At 64.6% G+C, this 15,214-nt stretch carries 15 protein-coding genes; 3 read left to right on the forward strand and 12 right to left on the reverse strand.

Annotated features, from left to right (window positions below; translation table 11 throughout):
• Positions 1-5: 5 nt before the first annotated feature.
• From trpC to rpe, 6 genes are all read right to left on the reverse strand, one after another.
• Positions 6-791: an indole-3-glycerol phosphate synthase TrpC gene (trpC, locus tag NH14_RS30320; RefSeq protein ID WP_035531540.1), complete on the reverse strand. Its 786-nt coding sequence runs from the start codon at positions 789-791 to the stop codon at positions 6-8.
• Between the two features lie 50 nt (positions 792-841).
• A complete protein-coding gene (trpD, locus tag NH14_RS30325) occupies positions 842-1,870 on the reverse strand; it encodes an anthranilate phosphoribosyltransferase (protein ID WP_035531536.1) in 1,029 nt (342 codons plus the stop codon).
• A 16-nt stretch (positions 1,871-1,886) separates the two neighbouring features.
• Positions 1,887-2,462, reverse strand: a complete 576-nt coding sequence (locus tag NH14_RS30330; protein ID WP_035531534.1) for an aminodeoxychorismate/anthranilate synthase component II — start codon at positions 2,460-2,462, stop codon at positions 1,887-1,889.
• Positions 2,463-2,476: 14 nt separating this feature from the next.
• Complete coding sequence (gene trpE, locus NH14_RS30335) at positions 2,477-3,970, reverse strand: anthranilate synthase component I (protein ID WP_035531522.1); 1,494 nt, start codon at positions 3,968-3,970, stop codon at positions 2,477-2,479.
• A gap of 540 nt (positions 3,971-4,510) precedes the next feature.
• The gene (locus NH14_RS30340; RefSeq protein WP_035531519.1) at positions 4,511-5,218 is read right to left on the reverse strand and encodes a phosphoglycolate phosphatase; all 708 of its coding nucleotides are present in this window, start codon (positions 5,216-5,218) and stop codon (positions 4,511-4,513) included.
• A complete protein-coding gene (gene rpe / locus NH14_RS30345) occupies positions 5,215-5,913 on the reverse strand; it encodes a ribulose-phosphate 3-epimerase (protein ID WP_035531739.1) in 699 nt (232 codons plus the stop codon). Before rpe ends, NH14_RS30340 begins: the two co-directional genes overlap by 4 nt.
• 322 nt (positions 5,914-6,235) lie before the next feature.
• On the opposite strand from rpe, the gene apaG reads away from it, so the two are divergent.
• Positions 6,236-6,610 carry a Co2+/Mg2+ efflux facilitator ApaG/CorD gene (apaG, locus tag NH14_RS30350; RefSeq protein ID WP_035531517.1) on the forward strand — a complete coding sequence of 125 codons (375 nt, stop codon included), beginning with the start codon at positions 6,236-6,238 and terminating at the stop codon, positions 6,608-6,610.
• 35 nt (positions 6,611-6,645) lie between these two features.
• Here apaG and NH14_RS30355 read toward each other — a convergent pair whose 3' ends face one another.
• On the reverse strand, positions 6,646-6,783 hold the full coding sequence (locus NH14_RS30355) for a hypothetical protein (RefSeq protein ID WP_035531736.1): 138 nt from the start codon (positions 6,781-6,783) through the stop codon (positions 6,646-6,648).
• Between the two features lie 61 nt (positions 6,784-6,844).
• On the opposite strand from NH14_RS30355, the gene mltA reads away from it, so the two are divergent.
• Positions 6,845-8,101, forward strand: coding sequence for a murein transglycosylase A (gene mltA / locus NH14_RS30360; protein ID WP_237179819.1), 1,257 nt, complete (start codon positions 6,845-6,847; stop codon positions 8,099-8,101).
• A gap of 120 nt (positions 8,102-8,221) precedes the next feature.
• Here mltA and paaK read toward each other — a convergent pair whose 3' ends face one another.
• The 5 genes from paaK to paaN form a co-directional block, all read right to left on the reverse strand.
• Entirely contained in the window at positions 8,222-9,520 is a 1,299-nt protein-coding gene (gene paaK / locus NH14_RS30365; RefSeq protein ID WP_035531516.1) for a phenylacetate--CoA ligase PaaK, read from the reverse strand.
• 70 nt (positions 9,521-9,590) lie between these two features.
• Positions 9,591-10,052, reverse strand: a complete 462-nt coding sequence (gene paaI / locus NH14_RS30370; protein ID WP_035531731.1) for a hydroxyphenylacetyl-CoA thioesterase PaaI — start codon at positions 10,050-10,052, stop codon at positions 9,591-9,593.
• 13 nt (positions 10,053-10,065) lie between these two features.
• Positions 10,066-10,857 (reverse strand): 2-(1,2-epoxy-1,2-dihydrophenyl)acetyl-CoA isomerase PaaG, encoded by a 792-nt coding sequence (paaG, locus tag NH14_RS30375; protein WP_035531510.1) that lies wholly within the window; start codon positions 10,855-10,857, stop codon positions 10,066-10,068.
• 131 nt (positions 10,858-10,988) lie between these two features.
• Complete coding sequence (pcaF, locus tag NH14_RS30380; RefSeq protein WP_035531508.1) at positions 10,989-12,191, reverse strand: 3-oxoadipyl-CoA thiolase; 1,203 nt, start codon at positions 12,189-12,191, stop codon at positions 10,989-10,991.
• A 97-nt stretch (positions 12,192-12,288) separates the two neighbouring features.
• Positions 12,289-13,989: a phenylacetic acid degradation protein PaaN gene (paaN, locus tag NH14_RS30385; protein ID WP_035531506.1), complete on the reverse strand. Its 1,701-nt coding sequence runs from the start codon at positions 13,987-13,989 to the stop codon at positions 12,289-12,291.
• 139 nt (positions 13,990-14,128) lie between these two features.
• Between paaN and NH14_RS30390 the strand changes: the two genes are divergently transcribed.
• Positions 14,129-14,905, forward strand: a complete 777-nt coding sequence (locus NH14_RS30390) for an enoyl-CoA hydratase (RefSeq protein WP_035531501.1) — start codon at positions 14,129-14,131, stop codon at positions 14,903-14,905.
• Positions 14,906-15,214: the final 309 nt, after the last annotated feature.

Below are 15,214 nucleotides of genomic sequence, written 5' to 3' on the forward strand. Positions count from 1 at the left end.
AGCAATCAGAAGAACATGCGCGCAAGTTCCGCGCCGGGATGTTCCGCGCGCATGAACGCCTCGCCCACGAGGAACGTATGCACCGAAAGCTCGCGCATCTTCTCGACGTCGGCACGCGAGAGAATGCCCGACTCCGTCACGACGATGCGGTCTTCAGGCACATCGTCGAGCATGCCGATGGTGGTTTGCAGCGTGGTTTCGAAGGTGCGCAGATTGCGGTTGTTGATGCCGATGAGCGGCGTCTTCAGCGTGAGCGCATGCTCGAGCTCTTCGCGATCGTGCACTTCGACAAGTACCGCGAGGCCCAGCGAATGCGCGAGCGCTTCGAGATCGCGCATCTGGCCGGGTTCGAGCGCGGCGGCGATCAGCAGGATCGCATCGGCGCCCATCGCGCGCGCTTCGACGACCTGATACGGGTCGACGATGAAATCCTTGCGCAGCACCGGCAGGTTGCACGCGGCGCGCGCGGCTTCCAGATACGCGACGCTGCCCTGGAAGAATTGCACGTCGGTGAGCACGGAAAGGCACGCCGCGCCGCCTTCGGCGTAAGAGCGCGCGATCTCGGCGGGCTGGAAGTTCTCGCGCAGCACGCCCTTCGAGGGGCTTGCCTTTTTCACTTCGGCGATCACGGCGGCCTGGCCGTTAGCGTGCTTCGCGCGCAAAGCGCCGACGAAGTCGCGCAGATCACGTGCGCTCGCCGCGAGGCGCAGTTCTTCGAGCGGTGCGCTCTGCTCGGCGGCACGCACTTCTTCGTGCTTCACCGCAATGATTTTTTCGAGGATGTCGCTCATGATGTTCGGGCAAAAAATTGGGCAAAAACAGTGCGAATTCGGCAAATGAGTCAGCGTTTGCACTGTTGCGTGAAGCGTACCAGTTCGTCGACCTTGGCGCGGGCGCGGCCGCTCGCGAGGGTCTCGCGCGCAAGCGCGATGCCGTCGGCGATCGAGTTCACGACATTGGCCGAATAGAGCGCCGTGCCCGCATTGAGCGTGACGATCTCGCGCGCCGTGCCCGGCTCGTTCGACAGCGCGCCAAGCAGCATTGCCTTCGACTCGTCGGCGTTTTCGACCTTGAGAGAGCGGTTCGAGACCATCTGCATGCCGAAGTCCTCGGGATGGATCTCGTACTCGCGGATCTCGCCGTCCTTCAGTTCGCCCACGAGCGTGGCCGCGCCGAGCGAGACTTCGTCCATGCCGTCCTTGCCGTACACCACGAGCACGTGTTTCGCGCCGAGGCGCTGCATCACGCGCACCTGGATGCCAACGAGGTCCGCGTGAAACACGCCCATCAGCTGATTGGGCGCGCCGGCCGGATTCGTGAGCGGCCCGAGGATGTTGAAGATCGTGCGTACGCCCAGCTCGCGGCGCACGGCGGCGATGTTCTTCATCGCCGGATGATGGTTGGGCGCGAACATGAAGCCCATGCCCGTTTCGGCGATCGACGCGGCCACCTGGTCCGGCTGCAGGTCGATGTTCACGCCGAGCGCTTCGAGCACGTCCGCGCTGCCCGACTTGCTCGACACGCCGCGATTGCCATGCTTGGCGACCTTCGCGCCCGCCGCGGCCACGACGAACATCGAGGCCGTGGAAATATTGAAGGTGTGCGAACCATCGCCGCCGGTGCCGACGATATCGATGAAGTTCGAGTTGTCCGTCACCTCGACGTGATTCGCGAATTCGCGCATGACCGTGGCGGCTGCCGTAATCTCGCCGATGGTTTCCTTCTTCACGCGCAAGCCGGTGATGATGGCCGCCGAGAGCACGGGCGAAAGCTCGCCGCGCATGATGAGGCGCATGAGGTGGAGCATCTCGTCGTGGAAAATCTCGCGATGCTCGATCGTGCGCTGCAGCGCTTCTTGCGGGGTAATCATGGTGGTCGCCTCCGTATCAAGCGCTCTTGGTTTGCTTCAGGAAGTTCTCGAAGAGCGCGTGGCCGTGCTCCGAGAGGATCGATTCCGGATGGAACTGCACGCCTTCCACCGCGAGTTCGCGGTGACGCACGCCCATGATTTCGCCGTCGTCGGTCCAGGCCGACACTTCGAGGCAGTCGGGCAACGACTCGCGCTCGATTGCGAGCGAGTGATAGCGCGTCACGTTGAAGTGCTTCGGCAGGTCTGCGAACACGCCTTTGCAGTCGGTTTCGATCTGGCTCACCTTGCCGTGCATGATGGTCTTCGCACGCACGACACGCCCGCCGAACGCCTCGCCGATCGCCTGATGGCCGAGACACACGCCGAGAATCGGCGTCTTGCCCGAGAATTCGCGCAGCACGTCGAGCGTGATGCCGGCGTGCTGCGGGTTGCTCGGTCCGGGCGAGAGGCAGATCCGCGCCGGGTTGAGCTTCCGGATTTCGTCGATCGTGATTTCGTCGTTGCGATACGTGTGGACGTCTTCGCCGAGTTCGCCGAAGTACTGGACGATGTTGTAGGTAAACGAATCGTAGTTGTCGATCATGAGCAACATGGTCTTGTCTCCGCTCAGAAGTCGCTGTCGAGGCCGTCCTGCACCTGCTCGGCGGCGCGCAGCACGGCGCGCGCCTTGTTCTCGGTTTCCTGCCATTCGGACTCGGGCACCGAATCGGCGACCACGCCCGCGGCGGCCTGCACATACAGATTGCCGTTGTGGATGAGGCCGGTGCGGATCGCAATCGCGAGGTCCATCTCGCCGTTGAACGAGAGATAGCCGACCGCGCCGCCGTAGAGGCCGCGCTTTACCGGCTCCAGTTCGTCGATGAGTTCCATCGCGCGCACCTTGGGCGCGCCCGAGAGCGTGCCGGCCGGGAACGTGGCGCGCAGCACGTCGAAGTTGCTCATGCCGGGCTTGAGCTTGCCTTCCACCGAGCTCACGATGTGCTGCACGTGCGAGTACTTTTCGATGACCATCTGGTCGGTCACGGCCACTGAGCCGATTTCGGCGATGCGGCCCACGTCGTTGCGCGCGAGGTCGATCAGCATGACGTGCTCGGCGATCTCCTTCGGATCGTTGAGCAGTTCGGTGGCGAGTTCCGCATCGCGCTCGGGCGTGTTGCCGCGCGCACGCGTGCCCGCGAGAGGACGGATCGTCACGATGCGGTCTTCGCCGCGCTGTTCCTGGCGCACCAGGATTTCCGGCGAGGCGCCCACCACATGGAAGTCGCCGAAGTTGTAGTAGTACATGTACGGCGACGGGTTCAGCGACCGCAGCGCGCGATAGAGCGAAAGCGGATTGTCGCGATACGGCTTGCTGATGCGCTGGCCCACCTGCACCTGCATCAGCTCGCCCGCGGCGATGTATTCCTTCGCCTTGCGCACGGCGGCGAGGTAGTCGTCCTTCTTGAACTCGCGATACGTCTCGGTGCGCACGCTCGCCGTGGTCACGGGCGGCTGCACGGTCTGGCGCAGGCGCTGCTTGAGTTCGCGCAGGCGGTGCTTGGCCTTCGTGTAGGCCTCGGGCGTTTGCGGATCGGCGTAGACGATCAGGTAGAGCTTGCCCGCGAGATTGTCGATGACGGCGACTTCCTCGGTCAGCAGCAGCTGGATGTCGGGCAGGCCGAGGTCGTCGGGCGGGCAGGTAGCGGCGAGCTTCTTCTCGATATAGCGCACCGCGTCATAACCGAAGTAGCCCGCGAGGCCGCCGCAGAAGCGCGGCAGGCCCGGACGCTGTGCGACCTTGAAGCGCGCCTGGTATTGCGCGATGAAATCGAGCGGGTCGCCTTCGTGCGTCTCCGTGACCTGACCGTCGCGCACGACTTCCGAGACGCCATTACGCGTGCGGATCAGCGAGCGTGCGGGCAGGCCGATGAACGAGTAGCGTCCGAAGCGCTCGCCGCCCACCACGGACTCCAGCAGGAACGAGTTGGCGCCGCCGCGCTCGGGCTGTGCGAGCTTCAGATACAGCGAGAGCGGCGTTTCGAGATCGGCCAGCGCTTCGGCGATCAGCGGGATGCGGTTGTAGCCCTCGTTGGCGAGGGACTGAAATTCGAGTTCGGTCATGTTCCGATCCTGTGCGTGCTGCCGGTCGCGACTTCGGGTGCGGGCCCTGTACGGCTCAAAAAGGGGCGCGGCGGGTGCGCGATGGCGTCTGTTTTGAGTGCTCGATTGCGCTGACGATCGTTGGTGGCTCGCTGGTTGCTCATGCTGCCGGGCATCGCTGAAACGCTTGCCAGGCCGGTTGCGGCATCGCGGCGACGGGTGCGAGGCGTAGGCGTTAGCGTGCCCTGGCAGGTGGGCCGCGTCGAGGACAAGTCGGGGACGACTCGGGACGACGAAACCGCACGCAAGGACAGCGAAAGACCACGACCGGACCAGCCGACGGGCTACTGCAACAGTTTAGAGTCGAGACACGCGCGAATGCGCAGCGAAGTAAAAAACGGGGCTGAAGAAGAGCTTGCGCGCGATTGCAGCGAAACTTCAGCGAACCTCGGGAGAGGTTAGTGCGACCAGCGACGCCAGGGCCAGGCTCCCCGGTCGATGCTGCTCAGACTCCGTTTTTTATTCAGAAACATGAAGGTAAGGTGACTGTAAGTACGGGACTCAGGTCAGAAGATTGTGCGCTGCGACAGCCTTGGCGGCGTCGAGCAGCGAGGCAACTATACCATCCGACTCAATTTTTTGTACAGGCTGGCCGTGGTTGTAGCCGTACGGCACCGTGAGCGTGGCCATGCCCGCCGCGCGGCCCGCGAGCGCATCGTTCTCCGAATCGCCGATGGCGACCGCCGCCTGGGGCGCTACGCCCAGACGCTCGCACGCGGTGAGCATGGGCAGCGGATCGGGCTTTTTTTTCGGCAGGCTGTCGCCGCCCAGCACGACCGCGAAGTACTGCGCGAGGCCGTATTGCTCCAGCAGCTCCACGGCGAAGCGGTGCGGCTTGTTGGTCACGCACGCGAGCTTGATGCCCGCGTCGCGCAGCGCGGCAAGACCGGCTTCCACGTCCGGATACAGGCGCGTGTGGCGGCCGTTGATCTTCGCGTACTCGTCCTGGTAGAGTGCGAGCGCCTCGTCGAAGCGCGCTTCAACGTGATCGGCATGAAAGCGCGGCGCGAGCACGCAGCGGATCAGATGTTCCGAGCCCTTGCCCACGTAGCCCATCACTTCCTCGCGCGTGGTTTCGTCCGCGTCGAGTTGCGCGAGCATGCTGTTCAGGCCCGCCGCGAAGTCGTCGGCGGTGTCGACCATGGTGCCGTCGAGGTCGATCAGCGCCGCTTCGATGCGCGGTGCGGTGAACTTGACCGGTGTGCTCATTTTGCGTTCGCCGCGCTTGCCACGGTGGCAAGCTGAGCGCGCATCTGGTCGATCACGGCCTTGTAGTCCGGCTTGCCGAAGATCGCCGAACCGGCCACGAACGCATCCGCGCCCGCCGCCGCGATTTCGGCGATGTTATCGACCTTCACGCCGCCATCGACTTCGAGATGAATCTCACGGCCCGTGCGCGCAGTATAGGCGTCGATCTTCGCGCGCGCCTCGCGCAGCTTGTTGAGCGCCTCGGGAATGAATGACTGGCCGCCGAAGCCCGGGTTCACCGACATGATGAGGATGAGGTCGAGCTTGTCCATCACGTGGTCGAGGTAGTTCAGCGGCGTGGCCGGGTTGAACACGAGACCGGCCTTGCAGCCATGGTCGCGGATCAGCGAGAGCGTGCGGTCGATGTGGTCCGAGCCTTCCGGATGGAAGCTGATCAGGTTCGCGCCGGCCTTGGCGAAGTCGGGCACGATGCGGTCGACCGGGCGCACCATCAGATGCACGTCGATGGGCACGTTCACGTGCGGACGGATCGCCTCGCACACGAGCGGGCCGATGGTGAGGTTCGGCACGTAATGGTTGTCCATCACGTCGAAGTGGATCCAGTCGGCGCCGGCTTCGACGACGTTGCGGACTTCCTCGCCAAGACGCGCGAAGTCGGCGGAGAGGATGCTGGGGGCGATGCGGAATTGCGTCATGGCGGCAATCGGAAAACTGACGGGAAAACCGTATTTTACCGTCAGGCACACGGGCGGTTGGTCGCGGTACGCAGAGTTTCCTTACCGTTGGCCGTCTGGCCAGGGCGTGCCTCGCGGCGCGGGCCGCGGGCTGTGCGGGGCGCAGCGGGTTGCGGGTGCTGCCTGCATCAAGCAGAATGCACTTCCATGGGGCCCGCCTGGCGGGACCCGCGTCCTGAAGCCCGAGTCTTGTGCCGAGGGCGCTTTCACAAAGACGGCAATGCGCGCTGCGCGCGGCCGACGACCTTAATACGGCCCACGCGGCCCGGCAATTGGAACAAGGATGAGCCAGTACGAATTCAGCGTGACCTCGCAGGTGCGCTACCTGCCCGAAGAGTCGGACCCGGAGCGCCGGCAATATGCCTTCGCCTACACGCTGACCATTCGTAATACCGGACAGGCGAGCGCGCAGCTCATCGCGCGGCACTGGGTCATCACCGACAGCGAAAATCAGGTGCAGGAAGTGAAGGGGCTCGGCGTGGTCGGACATCAGCCGCTGCTGAAGCCGGGCGAGCACTTCGAGTACACGAGCTGGGCGGTGATCGCGACGCCGGTGGGCACCATGCGCGGGGAATACTTCTGCGTCGCGGAGGACGGCGAGCGCTTCGAAGCGCCCGTGTCCGAGTTCATCCTGCGCATGCCGCGCACGCTGCACTGAACGCTCTTTGAACCGTTACCCGTTATCCGTATCGGCTAGTCCCGCGAGTCGTGCGGGGCGCGCTTCTTTCTGCCCGATGCGGTCCACATTACGATGAAAATCAACAGGAATAGCGCCAGCAGCGCCTCCAGCCCAAATATGAGCATCGGGTATTCGTCGAGCAGATCTGACATGGTGGCATCCATCGAAAGCAATGATTGTAGGCGGGAGTCGAGACTCGAATGGAGTCTTGGCATGGCGTCCGCGCTGGCGTCAGATTGTGCGCCAGAATCGGCGCGCCGTTCTGGCGTGATGTCGGGATTAACGGCCGCGCGCGAAGGGGCGCGCCGTTTTTTCGCGATTCACGTGCAAGGCAGGGCGGAGCAGCTTGCGGGGCGATCCGGCGGCCGGCTTTGCGGCTGGCTGGGCGCGCTTTCTCTCGCGGTGCTGCTCGCGGCGTGCGGCGGCCCGAGCTACGTGAGCACCACGGCGCCCAAGGGCACGCCGACGCTGCCCGGGCAGATCGCGGCCGCGCGCCTCACGGCGGTAGCCTGGCAGCAGGTGCCGGGCTGGCAGGACGATTCGCTGATCGGCGCCACCGCGGCGCTGCGCCAGAACTGCACGCGCCTCGCGCGTGAGCCGCGCTGGCAGCGCGCCTGCGCGGCGGCCTCGCAACTGGACGATCTCGATGCCGCCAGTGCGCGCGTATTCTTCGAGACGTACTTCACGCCCTATCAATTCGCCAACAACGACGGCACGCTCGACGGCCTCGTGACCGGCTACTACGAACCATTGCTGCACGGCTCGCGCTCGCGCCACGGCGTCTATCAGACAGCACTGTATCGCTGGCCCGCCGGCTACCGCGCGGGCGCGGCGCTGCCGGCGCGCGCGCAGCTGGAGCGCTCGGGCATTCTGAACGGCAACGAACTCGTCTGGGTCGACGATCCGATCGAAGCGTTCTTCCTGCAGGTGCAAGGGTCGGGGCGCGTCCTCATGGAAGATGGCAGCGTGATGCGCGTGGGCTTTGGCGGCACCAACAATCAGCCCTACAAGTCGATCGGCCGATGGCTGCTCGATCGCGGCGAACTCACGCCCGCACAAGCTACGATGCAGGGCATCAAGGCGTGGGCGCGTGCGAACCCGACGCGCGTGGACGCGCTGCTCGACACCAACCCGCGCTTCGTGTTCTTCCGCGAGATGCTGTCCACCGAAGGCGCACCGCACGGCGGCGCCGACGGCCCGATTGGCGCGCTGGGCGTGCCGCTCACGCCGGAGCGCTCGATTGCGGTCGACCCGTCGTCGATTCCGCTCGGCACGCCGGTCTTTCTGCAGACCACGCGCCCGCTCACGAACACGCCGCTCAACCGGCTCGTGTTCGCGCAGGACACGGGCACGGCCATCAAGGGCGGCGTGCGCGCCGACTACTTCTGGGGCCTGGGCGACGACGCTGGCGATCTGGCTGGCAAGATGAAGCAGGGCGGCCGCATGTGGCTGCTGTTCCCGAACTCGTAAGCCGAACTCGTAAGCATTCGGCACGAAGCGCACACATGAAAAAGCCGGCGATCTGAGCAGACGCCGGCTTTTTCGTTTCTATGCCCGGAGCGGCCTGGTTCGGCGGCCTGGTTGGGCCACTTACTTCGGCCGCTTGTCGATCACGCGCCTCGCCTTGCCAACGGAGCGCTCGATGCCATTCACTTCGAGCACATTCACCTTCGCAGTTACGCCGATCAGCGATTTGATGTCGTACGCAAGCTGCTTGCTCGCGGCGTCGAGTGCGCCGTAGTCCGGTGCGGTTTCGGGGCACGGCTCGCAGTTGAGCGTCATCACGTCCATCGGACCTTCCTTGGTCAGGACGATCTGATAATGCGGCGCCAGCGCATGCTGCTTGAGCAACAGTTCCTCGATCTGCGTCGGGAACACGTTCACGCCGCGGATGATGAGCATGTCGTCCGAGCGGCCCGTGATCTTTTCCATACGGCGCATGGTGCGGGCCGTGCCGGGCAAGAGGCGCGTGAGGTCGCGCGTGCGATAGCGGATGATGGGCAGCGCTTCTTTCGTGAGCGAGGTGAAGACCAGTTCGCCAAACTCGCCGTCGGGCAACACTTCGCCGGTATCGGGGTCGATGACCTCGGGATAGAAGTGATCTTCCCAAATCGTCGGGCCGTCCTTCGTCTCCGCACACTCGGACGCCACGCCGGGGCCCATCACTTCGGACAGACCATAGATGTCGACGGCCGTGATGCCCATGCGCTGCTCGATGGCCGCGCGCATGTCGTTGGTCCACGGCTCCGCGCCGAAAATGCCGATGCGCAGCGAGCACGTGGCCGGATCGATGCCTTGCCGCTCCATTTCGTCGGCGATGGCGAGCATGTAGCTTGGCGTGACCATGATGATGTCGGGACGGAAGTCCTGAATCAGCTGGACCTGCTTTTCGGTCTGACCGCCGCCGAACGGAATCACCGTGAGCCCTGCGCGCTCCGCGCCATAGTGCGCGCCGAGGCCGCCCGTGAAGAGACCGTAGCCATAGCTGATATGCACCTTGTCGCCGCGCCGCGCGCCTGCCGCCCGCACCGAGCGCGCGACCAGATTGGCCCAGGTGTCGATGTCGCGCGCCGTGTAGGCCACGACGGTCGGCTTGCCCGTCGTGCCCGACGACGCATGAATGCGCGAGATCTGGTCCTGCGGCACCGCGAACATGCCGAAGGGATAGTTGTCGCGCAGATCCTTTTTCGTAGTGAACGGGAAGCGCGCGAGATCGGCGAGCGACTGCACCTGGGACGGATGCACGCCTGCTTCGTCGAATTTGCGGCGATAGACCGGCGAATTCTCGTATGCGTGGTTCAGCGACCATTTCAGGCGTTCGAGCTGAAGCGCCGCGAGTTCGTCGCGGCTGGCCGTTTCAATGGGCTCGAGCGGCAGCGGGGTAGTCATCGATGTCTCCTCAAACTTCACTAATGGAATGCGGGTCGTGTGGTTCTTGCAGATACAGGCGCGCGCCGCGTTACTCGGCAGCGGGAATCACGTTGCCGCGGATCTGGGCGGACTTGCCTCTGAACATGGCGACGGTTTCGCCCGCGCGGTTCGTTACGCGGATGTCATAAATGCCGTTGCGCCCGGAAAGCACCTGCTCGACGGCTTCGGCGGTGAGCACGTCGTTGGGTTGGACCGGGCGAAGGAACTCGATCGAGCAACCCGCGGCGACGGTGTTCACGTTGTAGGTATTGCAGGCGAACGCGAAGGTCGAGTCCGCGAGTGTGAAGATCAGGCCGCCGTGACAGATCTGGTGGCCGTTGAGGAACTCGGGGCGCACGGCCATGCGCAAGCGTGCGTAGCCCGCGCGCACTTCGAGCAGTTCCATGCCGAGCGCCCGGCTGCAGCCGTCGGCCGCGTACATGGATTGCGCGGTGGCGCGGGCAAGTTCGTCGGGCGTCATGTCGGCGAGCGCGGCGGTTTGCGTGGACATCGATGCGTTCATATCAACGACCCTCGAAGCGCGGCGTGCGTTTTTCGATGAAGGCTTGCACGCCCTCGGCGTAGTCATGCGACGCGCCCAGCTCGCGCTGCAGATCGCGCTCGAGATCGAGTTGCGCATCGAGCGTGTTCGTGGCCGAAGCGCGCAATGCTTCGCGCGTGGCGACGATGGCGCGCGTGGGCTGCTTCGCGAGATGCGCGGCAAGCGCCGCGGCGGTCGCAGCGAGGTCGGTGTCGTCGGTCACTTGCCAGACGAGGCCCCAGCTTTCGGCCTTGTCTGCTCTGAGCTTGTCGCCCGTCATGGCTAGGCCGAGCGCGCGCGCCATGCCCACGCGTTTGGGCAGGAGCCACGTGCCGCCCGAATCGGGCACGAGGCCGATCTTCACGAACGCCTGAATGAAGCTGGCGGAGCGAGCGGCGAGTACAAGATCGCAGGCGAAGGCGAGATTCGCGCCCGCGCCGGCCGCGATGCCGTTGACGGCGGCAATGACGGGCATCGGCAGCGCCTGGATACGCTTGATCAGCGGGTTGAAATGTTCTTCGATGAGCGCGCCGAGGTCAGTCATCGCGCCTGGCGTGAAATCGAGATCGGCGAGGTCCTGGCCGGCGCAGAAGCCGCGGCCTGCGCCGGTCAGCACGAGCGCGCGCGCGCCGGCTGCCGCGACTTCGTCGAGTGCCGCCGCGAGTTCGCGGTGCATGGCGCGGGTGAAGCTGTTGAGCTTGTCCGGGCGGTTGAGCGTGATCGTGGCCACGCGCGAGGATGTGTCGATTTCGACGCGGATTGCATCGTAGGGCATCGGTTGTCTCCTGTCGATCGGAGTTAGTGCTTCAGCACTTACTCCGATCCCATGCAAAGCTGGCTCCATCTCTCATCGGGCCGCCGTGCGCGTTGCCCGGCGGGTGACTGCGCTGGCTTTCAGCGCGTTGCTCAGATGCGCTCGATCGCCAGCGCAATACCCTGGCCGACACCGATGCACATCGTGCAAAGCGCGTAGCGCCCCTGGGTGCGCTCCAGTTGATGCAGCGCGGTCGTGACGAGCCGCGCGCCCGAAGCGCCGAGCGGATGCCCCAGCGCAATCGCACCGCCGTTCGGGTTCACGCGTGGATCGTCGTCGGCGACGCCGAGCGCGCGCAGCACGGCGAGGCCTTGCGATGCGAATGCTTCGTTGAGTTCGATCACATCGAATTGGTCGAGCGTCATATCCAGTTGCTTGAGCAACTTTTGCGTGGCGGGCGCGGGGCCGAAGCCCATGATGCGCGGCGCGACGCCGGCCGTCGCCATGCCGAGCACGCGCGCGCGGCGGCGCAGGCCATACTGGCTTGCGGCTGCTTCATTCGCGATCAGCAGGGCGCATGCACCGTCGTTGACGCCCGAGGCGTTGCCGGCCGTGACCGTGCCGTCGGGTTTCACCACGCCCTTGAGCTTGCCGAGCGCTTCGAGCGACGTTTCGCGCGGATGCTCGTCGAGCGTCACGCGCACCGGGTCGCCTTTCTTCTGCGCGATCTCGACCGCGACGATTTCCTGCGCCAGCGTGCCGTCCTTCTGCGCGCGTGCGGCGTTCTGCTGGCTGCGCAGCGCGAAAGCGTCCTGATCGGCGCGGCTGATGTTGAACTCGGCTGCGACGTTTTCGGCCGTTTCGGGCATCGAATCGATGCCGTATTGCTGCTTCATCAGCTTGTTCACGAAACGCCAGCCGATGGTGGTGTCGTAAATGGCGGCGTCTCGCGAGAAGGCCGATGCGGCCTTGCCCATCACGAACGGCGCGCGCGTCATGCTTTCCACACCACCCGCGATCATCAGCCGCGCTTCGCCGGCCTTGATGGCGCGTGCCGCGCTGCCTACTGCGTCGAGTCCCGAGCCGCACAGGCGGTTGAGTGTGCCGCCGGGCACGTCCGTGGGCAGGCCTGCGAGCAGCGCGGCCATGCGAGCGACATTGCGGTTGTCTTCGCCGGCCTGGTTGGCGCAGCCGTAAAGCACGTCGTCGATGGCGCTCCAATCCACGCCGGGATTGCGCTCGACTAGCGCACGAATGGGCACGGCGGCGAGGTCGTCGGCGCGCACGTCTTTCAGGGCGCCGCCGTAGCGGCCAAACGGAGTGCGAATCGCATCGCAGATATAGGCTTCGGTCATCTCGGATTCCTGCGGCACGAGCGCGGAAGTGCGCTCATGCCTTGCATGCTAGAGGGACGGGGAGTGAGGCGCTATTCGGCCAAACCGCATAGGCCGTTCAGCCGACTGCAACCGGGGCCGCTTTCGGTTCAACATGGACGCGGCTCTGAACCACACGGAAGCGGTTTGCCACGAATGCGGCATCGGCCAGTGCAGCGTTCGCGGCCGGGTTTGCGCCGGTACCGTGGAAGTCCGAGAAAGCCGCGGATTGATTCACGAACACGCCGCCTGTCAGGTTGATCGAGAGAGCTACGCCGCCGGTGATCGCGGCTTCGTGGGCGGCTTCGATCACTGCGTCATCGGTGCTGTAGACCGAGAGCGTGAGCGCGCCGTGGTCGCGTGCGGTCGCGCCGGCCAGTTCGAGCGATTGCGCGGTGGAATCGGTGGCGATCACGAACGAGATCGGGCCGAACCATTCGCGCGTGAACGAGGCGGCGTCGCGTGCGGCGTCGAGCGAGAGCACGAGCGGCGTGCGTACGCGCGCGCCGGCGAATTGCGGGTGCTCGAGCGTCTGGCTGTCGGCGAGCACGGTGCCCAGCTTGCGCGCTTCGTCGATGCGCGCCGTGACACTTTCGTTCTGGATCGCGCCGAGCACTTCCACGGCGCGGGCGGGATCGGCCACGAACTTCTGGACGGCGCCCGCGATTGCTTGTGCGACGGTTTCGAAGCTCACATGGCCTTCGGCAGTCTGAATGCCGGTGCGCGGGACATAGATGTTCTGCGGCGCCGTGCACATCTGGCCCGAATAGAGCGAGAGCGAGAACGCGATGTTGCGCGCGGCGGCCTTCAGGTCAGCCACGGAATCGATCACGATCTGGTTCACGCCGGCTTTTTCGGTGTAGACCTGCGCCTGGTGGGCGTGCTGTTCGAGCCAGTCGCCGTTTTGCGTGCTGCCGGTGAAGTCGATCAGCTTGATTTCGGGGCGCAGCGCGAGCTGTTGAACGAGCGCGCCGTCGTTGGGATCGGTCGCGAGCAGCGTGACCACGTTCGGATCGAAACCGGCATCGCGCAGCACCTCGCGGGCAATGCGCACGGTAACGGCGAGTGGCAGGATCGCACCCGGATGCGGCTTGACGATCACCGTATTGCCCGTCGCCAGATCGGCGAACAGGCCGGGGTAGCCGTTCCAGGTCGGGAACGTGCAGCAGCCGAGCACGAGACCGGTACCGCGCGGCACAACGGTAAAACGCTTTTGCATCGCGAGCGGAGGGTTCTTGCCTTGCGGCTTTTCCCAGTGCGCGTCGGCGGGAATGCGGCGCAACTGGTCCCAGGCGTACGTCACGGCTTCGAGCGCACGATCCTGAGCATGCGGGCCACCCGCCTGGAAGGCCATCATGAACGCCTGGCCAGTCGTGTGCATCACGCTGAAGGCGATTTCGAAGCTCGCGCGGTTCAGGCGCTCGAGAATTTCGAGGCTCACGCCTGCCCATACCTGAGGGCCGGCGGCGCGCCACTCACGCTGCGCCTTTTGAGCGGCTGCGATCAGTTGATCGGGTGTCGACTTCGGGTAGCGAGCCCCAAGCGCGAAACCGAACGGTGACGTCTCGCTGCCCACGGTTTCGCCGGTACCCGGTTGGTCGAGCTCGAAGTTGCGATTGAGGTGAGCCTTGAATGCGGCTTCGCCGTCTGCTGCGGCAGATTCCCCGTACACTTTGGGGCTCGGCATTTCGGCGAACGGGCTCCAGTAGCCGCGCGTCTCGATAGCGGCAAGCGCTTTTTGCAGCACGGCTTCGTGCTTGGCGAACAGCGGATGTGTCATGGCGCAAAGTTGATTGAGAGGTTGGAGGAGGCCCGTGCCAATTAATTGACCGACCGGTTGGTTGGCGAATGTTAGCATTAGTCAAACTTCGGCGTGAAAAAAATTTTTTAGGGACTTTTCTTTGATGGAAGGAGGGCGTATGGGGTACGAAAACATTCTGGTCGAAACGCGCGGCAAAGTCGGCCTGGTCACATTGAACCGCCCGAAGGCGCTCAACGCACTGAACGATGCGTTGATGGACGAACTGGGCGCGGCGCTCAAGGCGTTCGACGCTGATGAGGGGGTTGGCGCAATCGTCATTACCGGCAGCGAGAAGGCGTTCGCGGCCGGGGCCGACATCGGCATGATGGCGAGCTACAGCTTCATGGATGTCTATAAGGGCGATTACATTACGCGCAACTGGGAGGCGATCCGCGGGATCCGCAAGCCGGTCATTGCGGCTGTTGCAGGCTTTGCACTGGGCGGTGGCTGTGAACTGGCGATGATGTGCGACATCATTTTTGCGGCGGACACCGCGAAGTTTGGGCAGCCTGAAATCAAGCTGGGCGTGATTCCCGGCGCGGGCGGTACGCAGCGCCTACCGCGTGCGGTGTCGAAGGCCAAAGCGATGGATTTGTGCCTGACTGCTCGCATGATGGATGCAACTGAAGCGGAGCGTGCGGGGTTGGTGTCTCGCGTGATTCCTGCGGCGGATCTCCTGAACGAAGCGCTTGCCGCAGCCGCTACAATTAGCGAGTACTCGCTGCCTGCCGTCATGATGGCCAAGGAGGCGGTGAATCGCGCGTACGAAACCACGCTCGCAGAGGGCGTGCACTTCGAGCGCCGCATGTTCCACTCGCTTTTTGCGACCGAGGATCAAAAGGAAGGGATGGCGGCCTTCGTGGAAAAGCGCAAGCCCGTGTTCAAGAACAAGTAAGTCGCGACCTTGTGGGCGCCGTCGGCTGCGAGCCGGTGGCCGTTGCTGGCGGCGGGAGAAATTTTCGCCCGCCTCTTGCGGCGGCGGCGTGGTCGCGCTAAGATTCGCCCCCTTCGCTAGCCGATGTATGCCAGCGAAGCCCGCCGCGAGAAACGGCGGGGGGCGGGAAAGTCTTCAGTTTTTAAACGGTGACGTTAAAAAAGATGTTGACGAAACGCCAGAGAGTCTGCATAATCTCGTTTCTCTGCTGCTGACGCAGCAACGCAGAAAGCGCCGGGTAGTTCGAAGTTGTTCCGGTGCCTTGTGCGA

It is taken from the genome of Paraburkholderia sacchari, from assembly GCF_000785435.2.
GTDB lineage: Bacteria > Pseudomonadota > Gammaproteobacteria > Burkholderiales > Burkholderiaceae > Paraburkholderia > Paraburkholderia sacchari.

What these genes read in the sequence shown, in the direction of transcription:
- NH14_RS30390 (WP_035531501.1), top strand. Translation starts at nt 14,129, where the DNA reads ATGGGGTACGAAAACATTCTGGTCGAAACGCGCGGCAAAGTCGGCCTG.
- trpE (WP_035531522.1), bottom strand. Translation starts at nt 3,970, where the DNA reads ATGACCGAACTCGAATTTCAGTCCCTCGCCAACGAGGGCTACAACCGC.
- paaG (WP_035531510.1), bottom strand. Translation starts at nt 10,857, where the DNA reads ATGCCCTACGATGCAATCCGCGTCGAAATCGACACATCCTCGCGCGTG.
- trpD (WP_035531536.1), bottom strand. Translation starts at nt 1,870, where the DNA reads ATGATTACCCCGCAAGAAGCGCTGCAGCGCACGATCGAGCATCGCGAG.
- pcaF (WP_035531508.1), bottom strand. Translation starts at nt 12,191, where the DNA reads ATGACCGAAGCCTATATCTGCGATGCGATTCGCACTCCGTTTGGCCGC.
- paaN (WP_035531506.1), bottom strand. Translation starts at nt 13,989, where the DNA reads ATGACACATCCGCTGTTCGCCAAGCACGAAGCCGTGCTGCAAAAAGCG.
- apaG (WP_035531517.1), top strand. Translation starts at nt 6,236, where the DNA reads ATGAGCCAGTACGAATTCAGCGTGACCTCGCAGGTGCGCTACCTGCCC.
- rpe (WP_035531739.1), bottom strand. Translation starts at nt 5,913, where the DNA reads ATGACGCAATTCCGCATCGCCCCCAGCATCCTCTCCGCCGACTTCGCG.
- NH14_RS30330 (WP_035531534.1), bottom strand. Translation starts at nt 2,462, where the DNA reads ATGTTGCTCATGATCGACAACTACGATTCGTTTACCTACAACATCGTC.
- NH14_RS30340 (WP_035531519.1), bottom strand. Translation starts at nt 5,218, where the DNA reads ATGAGCACACCGGTCAAGTTCACCGCACCGCGCATCGAAGCGGCGCTG.
- NH14_RS30355 (WP_035531736.1), bottom strand. Translation starts at nt 6,783, where the DNA reads ATGTCAGATCTGCTCGACGAATACCCGATGCTCATATTTGGGCTGGAG.
- paaK (WP_035531516.1), bottom strand. Translation starts at nt 9,520, where the DNA reads ATGACTACCCCGCTGCCGCTCGAGCCCATTGAAACGGCCAGCCGCGAC.
- paaI (WP_035531731.1), bottom strand. Translation starts at nt 10,052, where the DNA reads ATGTCCACGCAAACCGCCGCGCTCGCCGACATGACGCCCGACGAACTT.
- trpC (WP_035531540.1), bottom strand. Translation starts at nt 791, where the DNA reads ATGAGCGACATCCTCGAAAAAATCATTGCGGTGAAGCACGAAGAAGTG.
- mltA (WP_237179819.1), top strand. Translation starts at nt 6,845, where the DNA reads ATGGCGTCCGCGCTGGCGTCAGATTGTGCGCCAGAATCGGCGCGCCGT.